This is a genomic window from Leptospira weilii (assembly GCF_006874765.1).
Taxonomy (GTDB): domain Bacteria; phylum Spirochaetota; class Leptospiria; order Leptospirales; family Leptospiraceae; genus Leptospira; species Leptospira weilii.
In genome coordinates, this window is record NZ_CP040840.1 from 812,501 (window position 1) to 833,090 (window position 20,590).

The following is a 20,590-nucleotide window of genomic DNA, read 5'->3' on the forward strand; positions in this document are numbered from 1 at the left end:
GGAACACGGTTCTTGCGCTGTTTCTTCCCGTTTCGCTTTTGGGAGAAGAGCTGGAAAATAAGACTTATATTCCGATTCTTTCAAGGCCCGTTTCTTCTTTGACTTATATCGGAGGAAGATCCTTGGGAGTTCTTTTGCTCGTTTTTGCAAACGGCGTTTTTTTAATCGGAACGTATCTCGTTAAACAGTGGATCGGCGGAGAAGTTTTTTCCTGGGATCTTTTGAAAGCTTGTTTTACGATGTTTTCCGTTTTTTACTTCCTGATTCTTTTCGGCTTTGTCTCGGTCCTCAGTTTCGGTAAAAATGCTGCGTTTTTTGGAGGAATTGCGCTGCTTGTTTTTTCCACCTTTTTGGATCTGTTCATTTATGAGTCCGTTGCGGCGAATATGATTCAAACTTCGGATTTAAAAAAACAAGCCTTGGAAGCGATATATTGGATTTTACCTCAGGAAGGAACTGTGTTCTTTTTTTCGAGTTCTCTTCTCGCAAAAAGTCTTTCGCAAGTTCATTATTACGGAGAATATTCCCTCATCCAAATCGGTATTTGGATCGCTCTTTGCTTCGGATTCGTAAAAGTTGTTCTGGACAGGAAAGAACTCTAAACATAAAGTGCCGGTTGACGAACCTTTAAAGAGTCATAACTTCGTTTTGGGTCAGATTTAAATGACCTAAGCGGAGTTTGGAAGTCCGCATGAAGATTCAATGGTTTCATTATGAAAAAGAAGGGTATTTTCTCTCCGTCAAAAATCTGAACGAACCGATTGAATCCCTCAATCCGCTTTATTTAAGAATCACTCACTTCAATCGAAACATCGATAAAATTATCGGTTTTTTATTGGATCGTTATCTTCAGTATTTGGACATCATACCTCTGAGAGAATGTATCTTTTCCATTTTAAGAGAAACTATCATGAACGCCGTGAAGGCGAATCAAAAGAGGGTGATTTTTAGGGAAGCGGGTTGGGATATCAAGGATCCGTCTCAATATGAGACTGGAATGGAAAAATTTAAGGAGAAATTGATCTCCAAGAAGGACCTCTATGCCGATCTTCTTGAACAAAACGGGTTGTACGTTCTCGTTACATTTGGTTTCAATCAGAATAGTTTTCTTCTAAAGGTTGCAAATAACGTTGGTCTTCTTCCCGAAGAGGATCAAAGGATTCAAGAAAGAATTTCGAAGGCGCGCACATATAACAATCTTTCGGAAGTTTTCGAAAATCATGGAGACGAATCGGAGGGGGCCGGTTTGGGACTTGCGATGTCTCTTCTGATGTTGAAAAACGAAGGAATCGAAGGAGATTCGTATCGGATCAAATCCGAGGAAGAAATCACTTCGGCTTATATCAAAATTCCTTTCGAATTTAAGAAAAAAAATACCAATCTTCAGAAAACGGGGGAGATTCTTTCCGAGTTGGATAATCTGCCCACTTTTCCCGACAATGTAAATCAGATCATGAGTCTGATCAATAAACCGGATTCTTCGATCCATAACATCACCGAACTTGTGGGCCGAGATATATCACTTTCTGCGAATATTCTAAAATTGGCAAATTCTGCTTCTTTTTCGCAGAGGACTAAGGTGGAAAATTTGGAAGGCGCGATCAAGGTTATCGGTCTTTCCGAATTGAACAGTATTCTTTTGAGTTTGGGAACGAAAAAGATTCTGGAAGAAAGATACAAAGAGTTCGAATCGATTTGGGAGCGGTCCAGCTTATCGGCGTTTATATGCAGACGTCTTGGGGAAAGGATGGGTTGGAAAAAACAGACAATCACGGTTCTGGTTTGTGCGGCTTTGTTACACGACGTGGGTCGAGTAATTTTGCTTTCTCTTGAACCCGATATGTCCGAAAAAATCTCCGAAATTTTGGGAAATCGGCTTTTACCCTCTCCGTTGACTCTGGAAGAGGCCGCATTAGGAATTTCTCATACGACTTTGGGAGGTATGATCTGTGAGAAGTGGAACTTTTCGGATACGATTCGGGTTGCCGCGGAGATGCATCACAGACCGCTTTTGGTTAAAAAGGAATTTCAAGACGCGGTGTTTTCGATTTATCTTTCTGACATGATCATCGATATTTCCCGAGACCTCTCCGATTATTTTCTGATTCAATCCGCCGTCCTTCAACACTTCGGTTTCAAAAAAGAAGCCGAGTTGGACGAATTTATGAAAAAAACTCTTCAGGAATATAAGGAACTCGAAAAAAACTCCTAAACTTTGTCGAGCTATGTTAACGTGAGTAGGGTCGTAAGAAATCCATGATTCATTTTTTGTAGGAAGTTGGAATTCGAACTTTGTAAATCTATTCTTAAAATGTGGAACTGCAACAAATCGCGATTTTACAAACAAATTCTAAAAGTAGGGACTCTTACTTTTACTGATTCCTATAAAATAGAGTACCGTTAATGTGAGCACAAATCCCGCGTTTAGACGCAGAATTTTAGACACGCTCTATATAGAGATAAGTAGAAAATTCTTTCTCATTTTCAACCGCCAAACTCACATTATATTCAATATTTTTGATATATAAATCGAAAGAGATTGCGCTGCCTCGTGAAAATCCGTTGCTCTTAATTCTTCCGGTCTTTTGTTGAGATCGATGCCGGCGTTTTCCAAAGATTGGACGCTTTCATTTCGAAACTGTTCTTCCGAAAAATTTTCGGAGGAAGTAACTTCCACGGGAAGGGAGGCGATTGGCGCGTTTTTAAGAGAGGAAGTCAGTTTTTTTCTTTTTCCCCAGAAAGCGGTTCTGCAAAGGCATTCGAGCGCGATAAATCCGGATTGTTTCTCGAATACAGGAGAAGATTTATATTCTAGTATGGAGGAATCCACGTTCGGCCTCGGATAAAAAGCCCCGGCCTTGACGTCCTTCTTTAAATTCCAATTTCCGTACGCAGAAAGATAAAATTGAATCGAAGAAGGTTCACTTGAAATTCTTTTTGCAAATTCTTTTTGCACGAGAAACGCCGCGCCTTTGAGTTCTTTTAAATTTTTAACGGAACTTAAAGTCAGTTCGGAAGAAATGTAGTAGGGGAGGTTTCCGAAAAGATAAGTCGAATCTTGGGAGTATTCGTGCAAAAAGTTTAAAGCGTTACCTTCCCTGATTTCAAATTCCGGAAGATATTCCCGAAGCCAATGTGCGTAAACCGGATCGATTTCGAATAAGGTGACCGGCTTTCGGAAGTCGAGTAATCCATGCGAGATTGCGCCGAGTCCCGGACCGATTTCCAAAATCCGATCAATTGTCGAAAGAAGGTCGGGGCTCAGACAGTTGAGAATGGATCGGATTGCATTCGGATCGATTAAAAAATTCTGTCCCCATTTTTTTAACGGGGCCGAGGATTTCGACTCCAGAAATTTGCGGATTTCAGAAACTTTTCGAAATGGGTATTCTCTGGAGTTCATCTTTTTCCAGAAACGTCCAATTCTCCGAAAGCCCAAGCAGTTTTCGGTTTCGATTCCAGACTTCTGAATCGTCCCGGCTTCCGTAAGGAGTTTCTAAAAGAATCCAACCGCCGCCCGTTTTCGTTTTTTGAGAGAGTTGAAAGAGGGAATCCTTTTTCGTATGAAAAAATAGAATTTTGGATTCTTTCGATAGAAAGATTTCTCGGATCGGATTCGATTTGAGAAAATGGAATCGACTCGTTCGGCTCCAAAGTTCAAAATCACGACCCGAATAGAACATGTCTGTTTGCGGGTAGTCTTGCAAACATTGAAAGGCCCAGATGAGACAGGATTCTTCTTCCACGAAAATGCTTTTCAGGGGACGTTTGTGAGTAGAATCGCAATAATTTTTTTTCGAAATCCGAAATACGTTCGATATTGTCTTATATCCATATTTACATTTTCCGGAAAATATCAGAGAGTCTCCGTTCCTCAAAATAAAGAAAAACCGATTGTTTACGATGCGATTTTCCGTAGGAAACAAGTTCGGAGACTGATATAGAAGAACGTGGATTCCGAAGATAGAAATAAAAAACAAAACACAAAAAAACGGATACGATTTTTTCTTAAATCTTCTTTTATTTTCGAATTGATAATATTCTAAATTTTGAATGTTTTTTGTAGTTTCTTCGTATTTCCGTTTGCGAATCGAATTGTCGATTTCCGGAAATGCAGAATCTGGATCGAGGGGCGAAGGATCCGCGCCTTTCGAATTTCGGTCGGAAACTTCGGCGCTCAACTTGTGACTTGGCATTTTTGATACAGTGAGCTTGTGTTTCGGAGTGTTCCGCAAAAAGTTCTTTTCCATAAAATGACTATGGAGAAATATTCCGATGCAGAGAAGGACCCAGCCGGCGATTCCGATCCAAATCGCGTCTCCCATTTCTTTGTAAAAACCGAGCGATTGCGATAGCGTTTCCGACAGGTAGATCAAAATCTGAATTAAGAATTCCGTAATGGACCAAAACGGTTCGGCGAAGGCGGTCAATTTTATCTTTTGTATGATTAGAGAAAAATAAAGTATCGGGAGTAATATTCCCGCCAGAGGAACCACGATTAAGTTCAATAAAATTGACCCGAAGCTGAAGGATCCGAATGCAAATAACAACACGGGCATTGTTCCAAGTCCGGCGGAAAATGAAACCGATAGATTTTCTTTAAGGAAAGAGGTCATTCGATTCTCATCGGAAAGAAAACTACAAGCGACTTGAATCGGATAAGAAAAAAGGAATATTCCGGCTACCGCCCCGAAAGAGAGACAAAACGAGACCGTATAAAATCCCGGAGGGTCCACGATCCATAAGATCCAGGCGGAACCGAGTAGCAAATCTACCGATCGTAATTTTCGAAAAAATAATCCTTGAAACAACAGCATTCCCGCAAAGATCCAGGCTCTTGAGAGTGAAACCGGATAACCCAAAGCGGACAGATAAAGAAATCCGGTGAGCAGAGGAATGATTCTGGGTAGCTTGTATCCCAAACTCGGTATTAGTCTTAGAAGTCGATACTGAATTCCCATTAATATTCCGAGATGTAATCCTGAGGCTGCGAACAAATGTAGAATTCCTCCTTCTTTCGCTTTCGTTTTGAATTCTTTGGAAAGTTGTTTTGCTTCTCCGAAAATAAGTCCTAAGGCGACTCGGTTGGAGTTTTTTTTCAGGTCGGCTTTTTTTAACTCGAGTAAAACTTGTTCTCTGAATTTTTTTTGGAAAATTTTCTCCTGCTTTCCGAAAGGATTTGTTTGGGAAACGTGGGAAGTGTTCTTCTGCGGATTTTTTTGGAATCTTGCCGGAAAAAAGGTCGAAACGCATGCGAATACAAGCATTCCAAAAATGGAATATTTAGCTATTTGAAACCGTCTTTTAAAAAATGATCCGATCGAAATTGCCATTACGCAGATTCCGACCCATAGAAGGATCGTACCCGGTAAGATTAAGTCGATGAGGATCCCTACAAATGTTCCTAGGGAAATTTTTGAATACGCGGAGCAAGGCAACCAGTTTCGGATATGTTTTTCCATGTCTTTTACGGTTTTCGATCCGCTTCGTGCGGAATGTTTTTTTTATTTCCCTTTTGGAACTGCAAAAATGTGGGAACTCCTCTCTTTTGAATCCGTTTGGTATAAGTGGACTCTTCTGAGCTTACTTTAGGGGAGTTTCCACAGGATTTGTCGCGATAGGGATTACTTCACGGATTGAGTTTGATTTGACGAAACAGTCTTCGCAAGGTTCGAAACGAACGCGAACTTGTGCGGCCCGACAAGTCCATAACCAACCCCACAAATTATTCGCTTTTGGGAGTTTGGATTTTGCCTTTTTGCTCTAACCTTTTTTGTGCGGATCTCAATTCCGCATCCGCAATCAACAAAGTCCATTCCGGGAAATGTCTAACTAAAAAATATTGAAGCCAGGAATCCCAGGTGGCGTATCCTAAAAACTTCCTTTTAGGCAGCCAGTTTATAAATGCGTTCGCCACTTTTTCCACGGAATGAACCGTGTTGATCGCCGAACCCATTTCGATTTCCTTTACGAGATCGGGTTTATCCTGATTTTCTTTTTTCAAACCGGGGGTATCGGTAGTTGGAGGAAGAAAAACTTTCACTCGAACTCCATGAAACATCATTTCCTGCCGCAAAGATTGCGCAAAACCGGTAATCGCAAATTTACTCGCCGAATACGCTCCGTAACCGTATATGGAAAACGTAGCGAGCATGGAAGAGACGAGTACGATGTCTCCGTACTTTTGTTTTAGGAAATGATCTTGAAAGGCTCGAACCAAGTTGACGTGTCCGAAAAAATTCACGTCCATCAATTGATAAAAGTCCGATTCCTTTAAGTCGCCGATTTTTCCCGCTTTCGCATAACCGCTGTTACAGATGAGAAGATCCAGTCCGCTTAAAACTTTTAGGGCCTTTTTTGCGGCTTTTTGGACTTGTTCGAATTTGGAGACGTCCGCAATCGCAAAGTCAAAGATTGCGTTTTTGTGACCTATCTCCCTCAATTCCTCTACGGTCGTTTTCAGGGTTTTTTCATTTCTGGCCGAGAGAATCACGTTTGCGCCCCGTTTTGCGAATTCGACGGCGAGTCCTTTGCCGATTCCGGAGGAACCTCCGGAAATAAAAACTTTTTTGCCTGCAAATCGGGGACGGTTCGATTTCATATCCGATGTTTTTTCCCTCTTTTTAGTACGGATTTGGAAATATTTTTGCGATCGATTTTACAATAAAGAGAATCGATTTAACAAATTTGAATATTCGAAATCTATTTTTTAATTTTGTATCCCGTTCTGAAGATCAGCCAAACCAGGCCGAGACAGATCGAAAGAAATACGAAAACCATCGTAAGGCTTAATCCCACGCTGACGTCCGCTATCTCGTAAAAGCTCCAGCGAAATCCGCTCACTAAATAAAGAACAGGGTTAAAAAGAGTCAATTTCTGCCAAAAAGGAGGAAGCATATTCACCGAATAAAAACTTCCGCCTAAAAAAACAAGAGGGGTGATGATAAGCAGGGGAATGATCTGTAACTTTTCGAAATTTTCGGCCCAGATTCCTATAATAAATCCGAATAAGCTGAAAGAGATCGAAGTTAGAAGTAGAAAGAGCACCATCAGAAAGGGATGTGCAATTTTCACTGGAACAAATAGGGAAGCGGTGGCGAGCATGATCGTACCAAGAATCACGGATTTTGTTGCGGCGGCGCCTACGAAACCGATCACGATTTCTATCATGGAAACCGGCGCCGCGAGAATTTCGTAAATCGTTCCGGTAAACTTGGGAAAATAAATTCCAAAGGAAGAATTGGCAATACTCTCCGTCAATAAAGACAACATGATAAGGCCCGGAACGATAAAGGAACCGTAACCTACTCCGTCGACTTCCTGAATCCTAGAACCGATCGCCGATCCGAAAACTACGAAATATAAGGAAGTGGAAATGACGGGAGAAGCGATGCTTTGAAAGAGCGTTCTCCAAGTTCTGGACATTTCGAAAATGTAGATGGATTTGATTGCGTATAGATTCATTGTGATTCCCTTACTAATTGAACGAATATTTCCTCTAAAGAACTTTGGGTCGTATTCAAATCTTTGAATTCGATTTTGGCCTTTTTGAGATCCTGAAGAAGAGCGGAGATTCCGGTTTGTTTTCCGTGAGAATCATACGTGTAAAGAAGTTGTTTTCCGTTGCCTACGACTTCCAGCCCTTTCGTTTTCAAAGTCGTCGGAATTTTTTTCAGAGTTTGAGTCAAATCGATTAACAGTTGTTTTTTACCGAGCTTCTGCATGAGTTCTTTCTTATCTTCCACAAGGATCAATTCACCCTTATTGATCACCCCGATTCGATCCGCGATTTCTTCGGCTTCTTCGATGTAATGAGTGGTGAGTATGATGGTTACCCCGTTTTCGCGGAGATTCCGGACGATATTCCACATATCCTTTCTAAGTTCAACGTCCACTCCTGCGGTAGGTTCGTCCAAAAAGAGAATCCTCGGTTCGTGCGCAAGCGCTTTGGCGATCAAAACGCGACGTTTCATTCCGCCAGAAAGGGTGAGAATCATGTGGTCTTTTTTTTCCCAAAGGGAAAGGGACTTTAAAAGTTCTTCAATATAATCGGAGTTAGGCGGTTTTCCGTACAATCCTCTCGTAAAATTCACGGTCGCCCATACGGATTCGAACGCGTGCACACTCAGTTCCTGCGGAACGAGTCCGATTTGGGATCTCGTAAAACGAAAGTCTTTGAGAATGTCTTTTCCGGAAACGCGCACCGAACCTTCGCTCGGATTTACGATTCCACAAATGATGGAAATCAGAGTTGTTTTACCGGCTCCGTTCGGACCGAGAAGCGCGATGATTTCTCCGTCCTGTATTTCCAGAGAAACGTTTTTCAACGCTTGAAATCCGTTCGCGTAGAATTTGGAAAGATTGTTTACGGAGACAATGGATGACTTCGTTTTCGGTTTCATATTTTTCCTTACTCCGAATGACTTAAATTCGTTTGAGTAGAATGTCTAATGTACAAAATCCACTTTCTCAAGCCAGCATCATTTCGATTTTTTAAACTGGATTTGTAATGCGGTTTTTATCGAGTTCTTCTTTCGAGAGGGAGCGGGAAGTCGATTCGTAAAATCCTGAGAATGTCCAAACCGATCCAGACTTTGAAACGTAGTCTTTTGAATCGGAGTACGAACAATGGCCGCTTTATGTTCTATGTTTTGTTAAGAGATTTTGGCTCGTTCTAAATCTTAAAACCGGTGTCTCTCTTCTGAGAATTGGCGATTCCGATTTCCCAGGTCTTCGGGTTGCCCGCAAGGATTACTTGGTTTTTGGCTCTTGTGATTCCCGTGTATAAAATCTGACGGTTGAGAAGTCTGTGAAATCGTTCCTCTTCCCGAGATTCCGGATGGTCCGGAATATATATTAGAATCGTATCATATTCGGATCCCTGACTTTTGTGAATGCTCATCACGAACGCGGGTTCGTGTTTCGGAAGAGTGTCTAACGCGAAAGGAAATAATTTCCCTTCGATCGGAAAAACCGCTCTGAGTTCTCCGGTCGATTCCATTCTTAAAACGATTCCGATGTCGCCGTTGAAAAGTTTTCTGTTTTTATCGTTCTGCGTGATTAAGATGGGAAGCCCTATAAAGTAAAGACGTTTGGAAAGGCGTTTTGCGAAGAAATCCGGGTTTTGGCCTTTTCTATGAAAAAGATCCTGCGCGGCCAGATTCATGATTTTCGTTTGAATCGCTTCCACTCCCCAATAACCGCTTCTAAAAACGGTGAGACAACGGAATCTTTTCAGTTCCTCCTGAAATTTTAAAACAATCCCGGGTTCATTTAAACCGAAAGGATCCTTGACCTTCCAAGTTCCGATTTCGGAAATCCTGGGATGAAAAATTTCGGTCCAAAGTTTTTCAATGACTTCGTCCCTTGATAAGCGATCCGAAACTTTATTTGCGGAATTTTGCAGCCACACAACTTCGCTTTCGTATTTTGAATTTTCTCCGATCGTTTGTGTTTTCGGAAAAGAATCGTCGATCTTTGTTCCGAGATTTAGATTTTCGGGGGAATATCTGAGGATTTCTTCCGCAAGAACAACGATCTTCGAAACGTTTGCTTTCCCCTTAGATTTCTGACGATTGCTTTCCTCGAGTCTGGAAACGAAGTTCGCTTTTTTCGATTCTAGTACGGATAGAAAGTCGCTTAACACCGCGCCCTTTTCCACAGAAGGAAGCTGATGTGGATCTCCGATCAGTATGAATCGGATGTCTTTTTTTGGATTGCGAGGGATCGCGTTCCATAAGGAAAGCATCAGATTCAAATCGGCCATCGAGACTTCGTCCACAATGATCAGTCGATGCGGAAGGTATCTTTCCCGATTGTAATAAAATCCGCCTAACGACGATTTGTAGGAGAGGAGTCCGTGGATCGTTTGCCCCCGTAAGAAATTGGATTTTTCCGTTTCGGAGATTTTTTTAAGGTTTTCCTGAATCGATTCCGTTAATCTCTGCGCGGCTCTTCCAGTAGGTGCCACGAGCGCGATTTCTTCCGAAGAAGGAAGTTGTCCGAGTTGATTCAAAATCTCTAATAGAAACGCGACGACCGTCGTTTTTCCGGTTCCCGGACCTCCGCTGACGATGTGAAAAGAAGAATTGAGACAGGAAAAAATCGCCTTCGCCTGCGCTTCTTTCAATGGAAAACTTTTTGATTCCAGATTTTTTAGAATTTCCTCGGCACGGCGCCGGTCGACTTTTGGCGGAACGTTGTTTTGAATCCTTTCCTTTAGAAGATTTTCCAGATCGGTTTTGGATCGGTACGTTTTTTCGAAGTAAACCCATTCCTTGTTTTCGAATTTGTCCACGACTAGACCGGGAGGTTTTAATTTTAAAACGTCCCTCCATTCCTTTTTGACGGGAACGCATAAACTTCCCTCCTCCATGGAACTCCAAATCGAATTCAGAATTTCTAATAAACAATCCGAATTTTTTTCGGGACCTTTTTTTTTGGCCCAGGATTTGTCCAGGTCTAAAATATCCGCTTTGAGTTTTTCGATAAAATGGGAAAAGGACTCTTCCATCAAAGATCCTCCAACCGGCGAAGAGCGGTCAGTTCCAGAACGGTTTTATGGATTGTTTCCATTCTGTCCGGATTCCAATGAAAGTCCGAATAAATTCCGGAGTTCTCCCCGTGTTTCATTCCTCTTAGGAAAAAGTAATATACTCCTCCGATCTTTTGAAAAGCGTCTTTCGGTCCAAATAGGTTCTTTAGATATTCGTAAAGTACCATCGCGTAGATATCTCTTTGTAGATCGTATCGACTCTCCGTGTTTTCCACATTCCGTTGTAGCGAAAGGGGAGAATAGTCTTCGAGCAGGTTCGATTTGTAATCGGCGATATAGAATTTGTTTTCGATCTCAAAGACCAAATCGATGGAACCTTTTAAAAAGTTACCAGGACCTTTGCCCGCTGGGTCCAGGTTCAAATGAAAATCCATCTCCGAAATTCTATTTTCTTTACCGAGATCTACAAGGCTGAACAAGGTTTTGTCCTGCAGAGGAATCCTTGCATTTAAGGAATTCCAAAGGATCTCTGCGGTTCTTTTTTGATAGGTTTCTTTTTCCGAAAGGGTATTCTTTTTATTTTCTTTTGAGAATCTAAAATAATTTAAATGGAAATCCATTCTAGAAAGAACTTTCTGATTCTTTAAAACTTCCTTCGGTGTTTCGGTCTTAAAAAAAGAGAAATCCAGTTCTTCCAAAAGGGCATGTAAAAAAGAGCCGGTTGCGGCCGACGAAGGAAGTGCGTCTTCGATTTCTGTGCCTTCCGCGTCATCGGATTTGAAATATTCCGCTTCTTCCAAAGTGGAAAGAGGTTCGCTTTCCGAAGTTTTGGCCCTGGTTTTCAAGGAAGAGTAACTGTGTAAACGAATCGTCTTGGAAGGTTCGGACTCGCGATGGAGCAGAGGTGTTAAACGGACTTCGGGAATCCGAGTTCGATTTCGTATATTCGGATCTGTTTGATCGAAAGAAGTAGGAGCCCAAACGATTGGATGAAACAAATTCGGATCCGGTCCGTTTTCCAGGATATGCCGTAATCTAGGATATAGGATTTTATAATATGCGGAATCTCTCGTCTTTTTGTGGTTCGCGGGAGTGTAGAAGGGGAGATATAGCCTGACTTTGGGGCGAGTGATCCCGACGTACAAAAGCCTTTTGTTTTCGTTCAGAGATTGATAAGAATATTCTTCTTTGCTAATTTTCTTTTCTTCTTCGTCGTCCCAAAGACTTAACTTCCAGGACCTTTCTTCGTCTTTTCCGACAACCGGATAATCGTAAACCTCCGGAACGAAATTGCCGGAGAGATGGAACAGAAAAACGACGGGCCATTCCAAACCTTTGGAAGAGTGTAAAGTGAGAATTTGAACGGCGTCTTTTTCGGTTTCTTTTTCGAATAGGGGAGGCTCTTGTTCGCTTTTTGACTCGGTCTGAAGTAGTTTCAATTCTTCTAATATTTCTTCCAAGTCGGCCTGATTGGCGATTTGGAACTGAAGCAATTTGCGGAAGATTTGTCCGTAGTTCGTTTTTTTCCTCTCCCAATCTATATCCGTTTCGTTTTCGGTTAGGAATATTCTGCTGTCTTCCTCAATGGAACGGAACAGTTCGGGAAATTTACGATCGATCGCAAGGGTTTTCCAACGGTCTAAAGTGGTTTTTTCGTAGGATTCTATCGAATGTTCGTCAAATGCGGCGAGATGATCGGGATGGATTTGAAACAGATCGCCCAATAAAAGTTTTCGATAGGAGGAGGGTTTATTCGGATCCAAAAGACATTCGAATATATTGGAAATCTGATACGATTCGGGAGACTGATAGATCCCCTCTTGTTTATAAAACGAACAAGGAATCCCTCTGAGTTTTAAAGATTGTTCCGCAAGTTTTCCTTCCGCTTTACTCTTAACGAGAATCGCAATTTCTCTAAAGCTCAGTTTTTTTTCCGCAAAATGAATTTCTTCGTTGGATTCTTCTAAAACTTGATACGAAAACGGATTCTCACTTCGAGTAAGTTTCAGGATTTCTTCCCCGATGAACTGCCCCCAAGCGTTTTTTGCATCGTCCGTTTTCCAGGTATCCTTTCCGATAAAACGCACGATTTGAATCGGGCCTTCCCTATGTTTGTCGCTTAATAAAATCTTCGGATCTTTTTCGGGAGCAGAAACTTCCGAGTATTCGATCGGAGTCGACTCGAAGCTTCGCTCTACGATCGGAAAAAAACTTTGTTCTCCGGTTTTACCGCCGAATATCTCGTTATAAGCGCGAATCAACTCGGGAACGGACCTATAATTGACGTTCAACGAAATTTCTTGAGCCTTATGACTTTTCAATTCCTTCTTCGCTCGAAGATAGGTTCCGATATCCGCTCCTCTGAACCCGTAAATCGACTGTTTAGGATCTCCGATGAGATAAGGAGCTCTTTGTTCCGTTTTGTCGTCCGGTTCCAAAAAGAGTCTGGCGAAAATTTCGTATTGAGCCGAATCCGTATCCTGGAATTCGTCTAGAATTCCGACTTTATATCTGCTTTGAAGAGCCTTGCAAAGGTGAGGATTTTTTAGAGAGTCCCTTGTTTGCAAAATCATCTGGTCGTAACTCATCCATTCGGACGTTTTAAATTCTCGCGCGACCATTTCCGCCGCGATCAATGCCGTTTTTTGACGGAACGTTTCCGCGTTCATCGGAGTCGTTTCGTTGGAATACGGATATTTTTTTCCGCTTAAAAGTTTGGAACCGGCGATGAGAATATTCTCTTTTTGTGATATATATCCGGATAAGGAAAGAAAGGTTTCGAGCTCTTCCGGATTGTTCACCCAAGAGTTCCATTCTTCGTGTTGAAGCCTATGCAAAGCCGAGTTCAGTCTTTCTTTCGAATCGGTTAAGATCCACTTGGAATGTGTTTCTGTTTCCACCGGATATTCCTGCAGAATCATATTACAAAAACCGTGTATGGTGGAAATCGTAACCTGATCGAGCTCTCTCGCTTCTTTCGTAAAATCGGAGGCGATGAGTTTTTTTCGAAGTCTTTCTTTGAGCTCTCCCGCCGCTTTTTCCGTATAGGTTAAAATCAGAATTTGAGTCAAAGGAATCCCGTATTCGCCGATCAGATCTTTTACGATTTCCATGATCGTATACGTTTTTCCAGTGCCTGCGGACGCTTCGATAAAGCTGGATTTAAGCTCATAAACACGTCTAACGTTCATAGATCGTTCTTCTTCCAATCTAAAAAGGGTTTATAAAAGTTTTTAGCCCATCGAATTTGAGATCGTAGAATCAAGTTCGGAGTTTTTGGATAGAGTTTAACCAAAGAGGACAATCCGTCCCTGACTTCGTTTAACTCCTCCTTCAGGAAACGAATCCACGCGCTCTCATCTTCGAATACGTCGACCGGTGTTTTGTTTTTGGAATCACCTTGGATATTTTTTACGTAGTAATTGAGGAAGGCCTTTCGAGGAAAAAAAACAGGTTCTTCTTTCAGATATTCCGTTAGAATTTTTGCAAGGTATTCGATTCCGATAGACGGACTTTCGATTCTATATTCGAGAGTAAGAGTGTTTTTCTTTTTTGGTTCTTCGGAAGGGCGAGGTTTAAAAGAATAGACCTTAAAATTTTCGTTCGAAGAAGCGAAGGCAACTCCGGTTAAAAAAGGAAAACTCATCGTTTTCCAATAATCCTTGTAACCAAAATAGTCCTCGCTGGGTTTTTCTTCCAAACTCTTCGAAAATAACCAGTATAAGTTCCCGTCTTTTTCGATGATGTGTTCCCATTCTCCTTTGATGGAAAAGTGACCGGATTCTAAAGGGACTTTGAGTTCCGGCATTTTTTTACAGACAGAATCCGGTAAGCCGGTATCTCCTAAGCTTAAGTAAGGATAATACGTCCCACCTTGAAAGATAGGTTTCCACTCGGAAAGGTTTCCGCTTGTTGTTACGAGATATCGAACAAGATCGGTTTCTTGAATCTTTCCGAATACGGACTTTGGAAATTTTGCCGAAGACCTTTCCATTTCCAAAATCGGAGAAATCACTTGGGAAATTTTTTCCCGGTCCCAGCTCCAAGGTTCTTTAGAAACCAAGTCCGGCACCATCAAAGCATGCACTTTTTTTAATATGGAAGTTTCCGCGATCGGATCCAAGTCGAAGATTTCCTTTTCGTAATCACGGCTTTCCTCTTCCTCAAGATACATCCCCAGTTTTCTTTTAAGATAAGTATCCAATGGGTCGCTTAAAAATTGAGAGAGTTCCTTTATGTCGATTCCAGAGAGAGGAGGCGCGGAGCTCGTTTTGGCAAGTTCCTTCGGGTTTTGGAAACGATCAAGAATAGTATGATCGTTTCGATTTCCATTCACCCATATCCTCCCGAAGTCGTAGCTCACGAGACCTTGTCTCAATTCTTCGGGGGTATGTTTGTATTTTATACTATACGAATGTAGCGGAAGTTTGACCGCTTCCTTAACTTGCAGAGATTCCATGATTTCGAAAAGATGGGAACAAGGTTCGAAGGTTTTATCTTCCTGTAGATTTTTTCCGACATAACTCAATGTGAGGGATTCTTTTGCCGAATGAATGGTTTCCCATAAAAGGGATTCTTGGATTTCTCTGTGAGAGATATCCCATTCTTCCCGGAAATCTTTCCTGAGATTTAGTTGGGAACGGTCGTTGGAGCCGGGAAATTTTCCTTCTCCTAAACCTAGGATATAAATATGTTTGAAAGGAAGCGGACGCATCGGTTGCAGGAGCGAAATCGTAACTCCTCCCGTGAGATACGCTCCCTTACGATACGGTATCTGATCGAAGATCTGTTCTGTAATAAATTTCAGAAGAGCGATTCCTTCCTCCTTACTTTGTAATCGAATTCCTTCCCACTCTAAAAGAGATTCCAGCCAATTTTGAAAGAGCTTCTCTTCTTGTTCGTATTCCGGAAATTCGAAAAGTTCTTCCAAAGAAGCTCGAACGATCTTGAGATAATCGGAGGTCCAACGGATCGTTTTCCCTTCGGAGAAAGAAAGAATGTCGCTTTTCGCTTTGAGAACGGTTTCCCAAAAAATAGTGAGATGGGAAGAGCTTTCGTCTGATTCGAGGGGAATCGGAGCGATTTTGTATTTTGTCCAAGCGGTATCCTGAGATAAAATCGAGGAAAGACGGATTCTTTTAAGTCCATTAGAAATTTGGAATGAATCTTTCTCTCTTCCGGATTCTTCGTACCGAATTCCGGATGTTTCGATCAGTTTTTCGAGGATCGAAACATTTTCCGAATCGCTCCGAATTCTTCTGTGTAAAAGAGGGTTTCGAAGAAGTTTGAGTAGGCTGCTTTTTTCGATGGAGTTTCCGGAGCAGATTTCCCAAAAGTTCATCAAGCCTCTATAAAGTAAAGAAGCTTCGTTCGCCTTAATATCTGTCAAAGAATAAGGAATTTTTTTTCGAATCGGGTCCGCATCCGCTTTGGTTTGTAAAAGAATTCCGCCGTCAAACACCCATTCGACGGCTGGGCGATAGGCCCGCATATCCGTAACGAGAATCGCAAAATCCAAATAGGTCGATCGACGATCTTGATTCATTTTATAGAGAATATCGTTCGCCACCGATTCCATTTCCCGATACGGAGAAGGAGCGTTCCAGAATCGAACCGAGGCGTCTTGCGAAAGATCTTGAGGGTTATCTCTATCTCGATTCCCTTTCAGAATGTTTCGAAGAGTTGCGAGTTTTTTCGGATACGTATGGGAACTTTCCAGATTTTTAAAAATGATTCCGGGAACGGAAGCGGTTCTAGAAGCGATATGAGCCTGGGGATTGGACCATCTTTCCGGTCCGAGAGAGTTATTCGCGTTTGAAACGTAACCCGTATGAAATTGATAGAGATAGATCGGAAGTTTATCTTTTTGAGAAAGGGATTCTAAAATTCCAAGATACGTGTCTGCGAGATTGGACAAACAAAAAAGATGTAGGGAAGGAAAATTACGAGGGGAATGCGTTTTGTCTTTCCGTATTTCTTTGAGGAAAAACTGGACGAGAGTATTCGGTTCTTCGGAATTCAAAAAAACTTTTTGATACAGTACCTTTTGAAAACGGTAGTACTCGTCTTCTTGGGGAAACGGAGAGGGTCTGCGGGAGATCATCGGAATGTCGATTCCCTTTTCCTTTGCCCAACTTTGAATCCAAGAGGATCGGTTTAATTCGTAATCTTTATAAAGCGAAGTCAGCCTTGCGCTCAAAGAAAAAGCTCGCGCAATATTCTTCAGAAATGAGCGTAAGAATATTGTTTCTTTCGAGTTTGCGTTTTCGATCAGAAAGGTAAGAATTTTTCTTTGGGTTGCCTCCCGGCTCGGGAACGCGCGTTGGAATGGATCGTAGTCCAGGTTTGCTCTGAGGTGAAAGTATTCTTCAAGGGCTTTTTCGAGAAAAAGGAATCGAAGATTTGCGGAAAGTCCGGAGAATCGAGAAAGATTCAGGTTCAGCCAAAGTTTCATGTTCGTGCTCGGGACTACGATAACGGGCGAATGCAAAGGAAAACTTTTTCTTTCTTCGAGGATATTCCGAGAGAGTTCGACGGCCATGTCTTCGAGCGATAGACTTGTGATGTGAGTGATTGACAAACGATTAAACTCCGGCCTTGAATACGAGCATTCTAAAAATTCGCATCGTGGCAAGTAATTACGTTTTCTCTTGCTCTCAAAGATCCAAGATAAATTCTAATCGTAATGCCTTCTCTTAGTCAGCTTAGCAACCTTTTCGGAATTTCCACATTCAGAAGTTCTCAAGAGAAAATCATTTTGGACGTTCTTGCCGGGAAGAATTGTCTTGTCGTCATGCCGACGGGAATGGGGAAGTCGATTTGTTATCAACTTCCTTCTCTCGCTTTGGATGGGTTGACCGTAGTAATTTCGCCTTTGATTGCGCTGATGCAGGACCAGGTTTTAAAATTGAAACGACTCGGAATCGACGCGGGTTATATCAACTCCTCACTTTCCAAACAGGAAAGGCTTCGGTGTTATCGGGATTTGAAAGAAGGAAAATACAGAATCTTGTATGTTTCACCGGAACGATTTCGTAAGAAAGAATTTATAGATTCGCTTAAACTTAGAAAGGTATCTCTTCTTGCGATCGACGAGGCGCATTGTATCAGTCAGTGGGGACACGATTTTAGACCGGACTATACGAAGATTGGGGAATTTCGGGAAATTCTAGGCAAACCGACGATGATCGCGTTAACCGCAACAGCGACACTTGAAATTCAAAAAGACATCGTGCTTCAAATGGGTTTGCGGGAATCGGAAATCCGAGTTTATAACGAAGGAATCTGCAGACCCAATTTGTTTCTGGACGTTCGAACTTTCGTAGATGAACCTACCAAGTCGGATGCAATTCTTGAGCTTTTGAAAAAACAAAAAAGGAGCACGATCGTTTATTTCAATCTGATTCGAAATTTGGAAAAGTTCGGAGAAAAATTGGATGTGCAAAAAATTCCGCATAAAATCTATCACGGACGATTATCCCCCGAGCAAAGAAAAAAGGTTCAGAAACAATTTTTAGAATCGGAAGATACGATTTTACTGGCGACGAATGCGTTCGGAATGGGAGTCGATAAACCGAATATACGAATGATCATACACGCGGAACTTCCTTCTTCTTTGGAAGGATATTACCAGGAAATCGGAAGAGCGGGAAGGGACGGCAACGCATCGGATTGTCACGTATTTTATGACCAAGACGATTTGACCGTATTGATGGATTTTATCGAATGGCAAAATCCGGACGAGTCTTTTATCGCTCGCACCTACCAGACAATGGAACGACTCGGAGAAAAATTGTCTTCGATCGAATACGACGAATTGCAAGCTATGATCGTTCATAAAAATCGAAGGGATCATCGGCTTCAAACCGTTCTCAATTTGTTTGAAAGACACGGAGTTACTTCGGGGGAATTGGAAAAAAAGTCGTTGAAATTAAGATCTCCGTTGCCGGATGTTCTTTGTTCCTCCGAATACTTGGAACGAAAAAAGAAAACGAGTTTGAAACGATTGTATCAAATGTTTCTTTATCTGAAATCGGAAAGATGCAGAAGAGAGTTTGTGTACGAATACTTTGATGCGAAATGGAGCGGATGCGATAACTGCGACGTCTGTAAATATCGGACAACGGGAGTATGGAAATGACGAGTTTACATTTGCAAATGTTGGACAATTCGTTTCGTCAATTTTCTGAAATAGGCGTCGATATCCGACGGAAGCCTTACCGAAGATAAAAAAATTGCGGCGAGCAATCTCAGCTGCGTTTTGAGTGCGTTTTTGCAAATTCGATCGCGCAGCAGCTTTGTCAAATTTCCTTTTTTTCACAACTATTAAATTTATGAGCTCACTTTTTCAGGGACGACTCATTATATAAGTGGAATCTATTTTTTAAGTGATTTTTAAACTTCTGAGAGCGATTTTTTTCGTTTGCGATCTTTTTTTGCGAAATTCCATAGAAAAAATTAGGAAAACGGAATATAAAGATTTTATCAGGAAATCACGGAACATAATAAACGGAGAACGACTTTTCGGCCGAAGATGTGCGTTCCCTTCGACCGAAATTCTTGACTTGTTCGGACTCCGAATTTGTTTCAAAGAAACGTCTTCTTAGGCGATTCTTTTTTTAAAATCCCGTGTGGTTTTCCCGGTCCGCGCATTCGGACTTCTTTTCGATTCGGCTCGGACTTTGACCGGAACGTTCCGGACGAAGTTACATTAGTATATTCAAAAATAAATATATACTAAATATCGAAACGGCCGCCGAATTCCATCGTTTTATTTTGCTTCCACGATCTTTTTGATGTTGTTCAAACCGGCTTCGAAGTCCTTTCCGATCATCTGATCCATGTCGCAGAAAAGTCCCATCGCTTTGGAAATAAGTGCGTTCGAACCGTACATCGCCCAGGTTACATGAGTCATGCCGTTTTTTACGATCAAGGAAAATTCGGTAGTGTTATGCGCTTCAAAGGGGGAAAGAAAGTCTAATCGCATTTTGATATTGGAGGGAGAATTCGCTTCTATGATTTCCATACGACCTTTTCCTACTTCGCTATTTCCTTCCCATTCATAAACGGAACCAACTCCGGAAACGGCGCCGTTAAAAGTTTTTTTCATAGCGGGATCCAATTTTTCCCAAGGGGACCAGGAGGCCCAACTGTGATAGTCGTTGATCAGAGTAAAGATCTTTTCGGGTTGTGCGTTCATACTCAACGTTCTTTCGTAACGAAAGTTGGCCGGTTTGGTGGAAGCGATCGCGAGGGTACCCAAGACGAAAACTACGAGTGCTCCGAGCGCCGTTAAAACGATTGTTTTTAATTTCGACATAAAATTCTCCTAATGAATTTTTAACTTTGCCAGGCGGCTTGCCTGATTGAGACCTTCGATTTCGACGGTTTCGTTGTTCTACTGTTTTCAAGAGCGTCAACATGAGCAAAATGATTTTTCATTTTGCGTCCGTTATCGGACCTTGTATTTGCACTTTTTTGTGTTGGGGAACTCTTTTATTTATTATTTTAGAATTGCTTCGAGTTTATCGAGGGATTCGTTCCAACTCGCGTTTGTCATATCGCTCATCTCGCCGACGGGAATACCAGTATGACGCAAGGTTAATTTCGTTTTTCCCTGATGGTTTTCAAAGATAAGAGTTACTAAAAGAGATTCAGGCCAATCGCCTTGAATGCCGTATTCGGAGGCGGGAACGACATTACCGTTTTTGTCTGAAAAACTATCCGTTTGAACGATTTTTTCTGGTCTTACGATTTCTTTGTAAACACCGGCGGACCAGAATTCTTGGCCGTCTAACGCGCGCATACAGAAGTGGTATTTGCCGCCCACACGAAAATCGATGTTACAAACCGGGGACGTAAAATTTTTCGGCCCCCACCATTTCATTACTTCTTTCGGAACTGTCCAAGCGTCGAAAACCGTTTCTCGAGGTGCGTTGAAAATCCGAGTGATGACTAAGTCGTCACTGGTTTGATTTGTGTTTGCCATTTTGATTCTCCTTTCTTTTTTCAATTTCATAATGAAATGTTCGCTTATAGTTTGTCCCGAAACCCGGATTTTCTACTACAAAGAGCCCCAAAAAGTTGTAAGCTCTG

Annotated in this window: 13 protein-coding genes (1 of these 13 only partly in view); 3 read left to right on the forward strand and 10 right to left on the reverse strand. The window is 41.8% G+C overall.

Annotation, left to right across the window (positions count from 1 at the left end; all coding sequences use genetic code 11):
* Both FHG67_RS03915 and FHG67_RS03920 read left to right on the forward strand, forming a co-directional pair.
* Positions 1–602: the 3' portion of an ABC transporter permease gene (locus FHG67_RS03915; protein ID WP_312845845.1), read on the forward strand. Its footprint begins 100 nt before the window's first position; the window shows 602 of its 702 coding nt (coding positions 101–702); its start codon lies beyond the left edge, outside the window; the stop codon is at positions 600–602.
* Between the two features lie 89 nt (positions 603–691).
* A complete protein-coding gene (locus tag FHG67_RS03920) occupies positions 692–2,212 on the forward strand; it encodes an HDOD domain-containing protein (RefSeq protein ID WP_004496076.1) in 1,521 nt (506 codons plus the stop codon).
* Between the two features lie 285 nt (positions 2,213–2,497).
* Here the strand turns inward: FHG67_RS03920 and rsmA are convergent, their stop codons facing one another.
* The 8 genes from rsmA to FHG67_RS03960 form a co-directional block, all read right to left on the reverse strand.
* Positions 2,498–3,403 (reverse strand): 16S rRNA (adenine(1518)-N(6)/adenine(1519)-N(6))-dimethyltransferase RsmA, encoded by a 906-nt coding sequence (gene rsmA / locus FHG67_RS03925; RefSeq protein WP_004495987.1) that lies wholly within the window; start codon positions 3,401–3,403, stop codon positions 2,498–2,500.
* Positions 3,366–5,462, reverse strand: coding sequence for a ComEC/Rec2 family competence protein (locus FHG67_RS03930; protein ID WP_004501721.1), 2,097 nt, complete (start codon positions 5,460–5,462; stop codon positions 3,366–3,368). Before FHG67_RS03930 ends, rsmA begins: the two co-directional genes overlap by 38 nt.
* 263 nt (positions 5,463–5,725) lie before the next feature.
* Complete coding sequence (locus tag FHG67_RS03935) at positions 5,726–6,601, reverse strand: SDR family NAD(P)-dependent oxidoreductase (RefSeq protein ID WP_142499655.1); 876 nt, start codon at positions 6,599–6,601, stop codon at positions 5,726–5,728.
* A 101-nt stretch (positions 6,602–6,702) separates the two neighbouring features.
* Complete coding sequence (locus FHG67_RS03940) at positions 6,703–7,464, reverse strand: ABC transporter permease (RefSeq protein ID WP_004496083.1); 762 nt, start codon at positions 7,462–7,464, stop codon at positions 6,703–6,705.
* The gene (locus tag FHG67_RS03945) at positions 7,461–8,402 is read right to left on the reverse strand and encodes an ABC transporter ATP-binding protein (RefSeq protein ID WP_002620193.1); all 942 of its coding nucleotides are present in this window, start codon (positions 8,400–8,402) and stop codon (positions 7,461–7,463) included. Before FHG67_RS03945 ends, FHG67_RS03940 begins: the two co-directional genes overlap by 4 nt.
* A gap of 272 nt (positions 8,403–8,674) precedes the next feature.
* Complete coding sequence (recD, locus tag FHG67_RS03950; RefSeq protein WP_142499656.1) at positions 8,675–10,513, reverse strand: exodeoxyribonuclease V subunit alpha; 1,839 nt, start codon at positions 10,511–10,513, stop codon at positions 8,675–8,677.
* Positions 10,513–13,686 carry a UvrD-helicase domain-containing protein gene (locus tag FHG67_RS03955; RefSeq protein WP_061231114.1) on the reverse strand — a complete coding sequence of 1,058 codons (3,174 nt, stop codon included), beginning with the start codon at positions 13,684–13,686 and terminating at the stop codon, positions 10,513–10,515. Before FHG67_RS03955 ends, recD begins: the two co-directional genes overlap by 1 nt.
* A complete protein-coding gene (locus tag FHG67_RS03960) occupies positions 13,683–17,075 on the reverse strand; it encodes an exodeoxyribonuclease V subunit gamma (protein WP_004499252.1) in 3,393 nt (1,130 codons plus the stop codon). Before FHG67_RS03960 ends, FHG67_RS03955 begins: the two co-directional genes overlap by 4 nt.
* A 105-nt stretch (positions 17,076–17,180) precedes the next feature.
* Here FHG67_RS03960 and FHG67_RS03965 point away from each other — a divergent pair, with 105 nt between their 5' ends.
* A complete protein-coding gene (locus FHG67_RS03965; RefSeq protein WP_004501705.1) occupies positions 17,181–18,635 on the forward strand; it encodes a RecQ family ATP-dependent DNA helicase in 1,455 nt (484 codons plus the stop codon).
* A 630-nt stretch (positions 18,636–19,265) separates the two neighbouring features.
* On the opposite strand, the gene FHG67_RS03970 is transcribed toward FHG67_RS03965, so the two are convergent.
* The gene (locus FHG67_RS03970; protein WP_004499266.1) at positions 19,266–19,814 is read right to left on the reverse strand and encodes an SRPBCC family protein; all 549 of its coding nucleotides are present in this window, start codon (positions 19,812–19,814) and stop codon (positions 19,266–19,268) included.
* 183 nt (positions 19,815–19,997) lie between these two features.
* On the reverse strand, positions 19,998–20,513 hold the full coding sequence (locus tag FHG67_RS03975; RefSeq protein ID WP_002620125.1) for an SRPBCC family protein: 516 nt from the start codon (positions 20,511–20,513) through the stop codon (positions 19,998–20,000).
* Positions 20,514–20,590 lie beyond the last annotated feature (77 nt).

Excerpts from the sequence above, each read along its gene's own strand:
- FHG67_RS03920 (WP_004496076.1), top strand. The coding sequence starts at position 692 with ATGAAGATTCAATGGTTTCATTATGAAAAAGAAGGGTATTTTCTCTCC.
- rsmA (WP_004495987.1), bottom strand. The coding sequence starts at position 3,403 with ATGAACTCCAGAGAATACCCATTTCGAAAAGTTTCTGAAATCCGCAAA.
- FHG67_RS03930 (WP_004501721.1), bottom strand. The coding sequence starts at position 5,462 with ATGGAAAAACATATCCGAAACTGGTTGCCTTGCTCCGCGTATTCAAAA.
- FHG67_RS03935 (WP_142499655.1), bottom strand. The coding sequence starts at position 6,601 with ATGAAATCGAACCGTCCCCGATTTGCAGGCAAAAAAGTTTTTATTTCC.
- FHG67_RS03940 (WP_004496083.1), bottom strand. The coding sequence starts at position 7,464 with ATGAATCTATACGCAATCAAATCCATCTACATTTTCGAAATGTCCAGA.
- FHG67_RS03945 (WP_002620193.1), bottom strand. The coding sequence starts at position 8,402 with ATGAAACCGAAAACGAAGTCATCCATTGTCTCCGTAAACAATCTTTCC.
- recD (WP_142499656.1), bottom strand. The coding sequence starts at position 10,513 with ATGGAAGAGTCCTTTTCCCATTTTATCGAAAAACTCAAAGCGGATATT.
- FHG67_RS03955 (WP_061231114.1), bottom strand. The coding sequence starts at position 13,686 with ATGAACGTTAGACGTGTTTATGAGCTTAAATCCAGCTTTATCGAAGCG.
- FHG67_RS03965 (WP_004501705.1), top strand. The coding sequence starts at position 17,181 with ATGCCTTCTCTTAGTCAGCTTAGCAACCTTTTCGGAATTTCCACATTC.
- FHG67_RS03970 (WP_004499266.1), bottom strand. The coding sequence starts at position 19,814 with ATGTCGAAATTAAAAACAATCGTTTTAACGGCGCTCGGAGCACTCGTA.
- FHG67_RS03975 (WP_002620125.1), bottom strand. The coding sequence starts at position 20,513 with ATGAAATTGAAAAAAGAAAGGAGAATCAAAATGGCAAACACAAATCAA.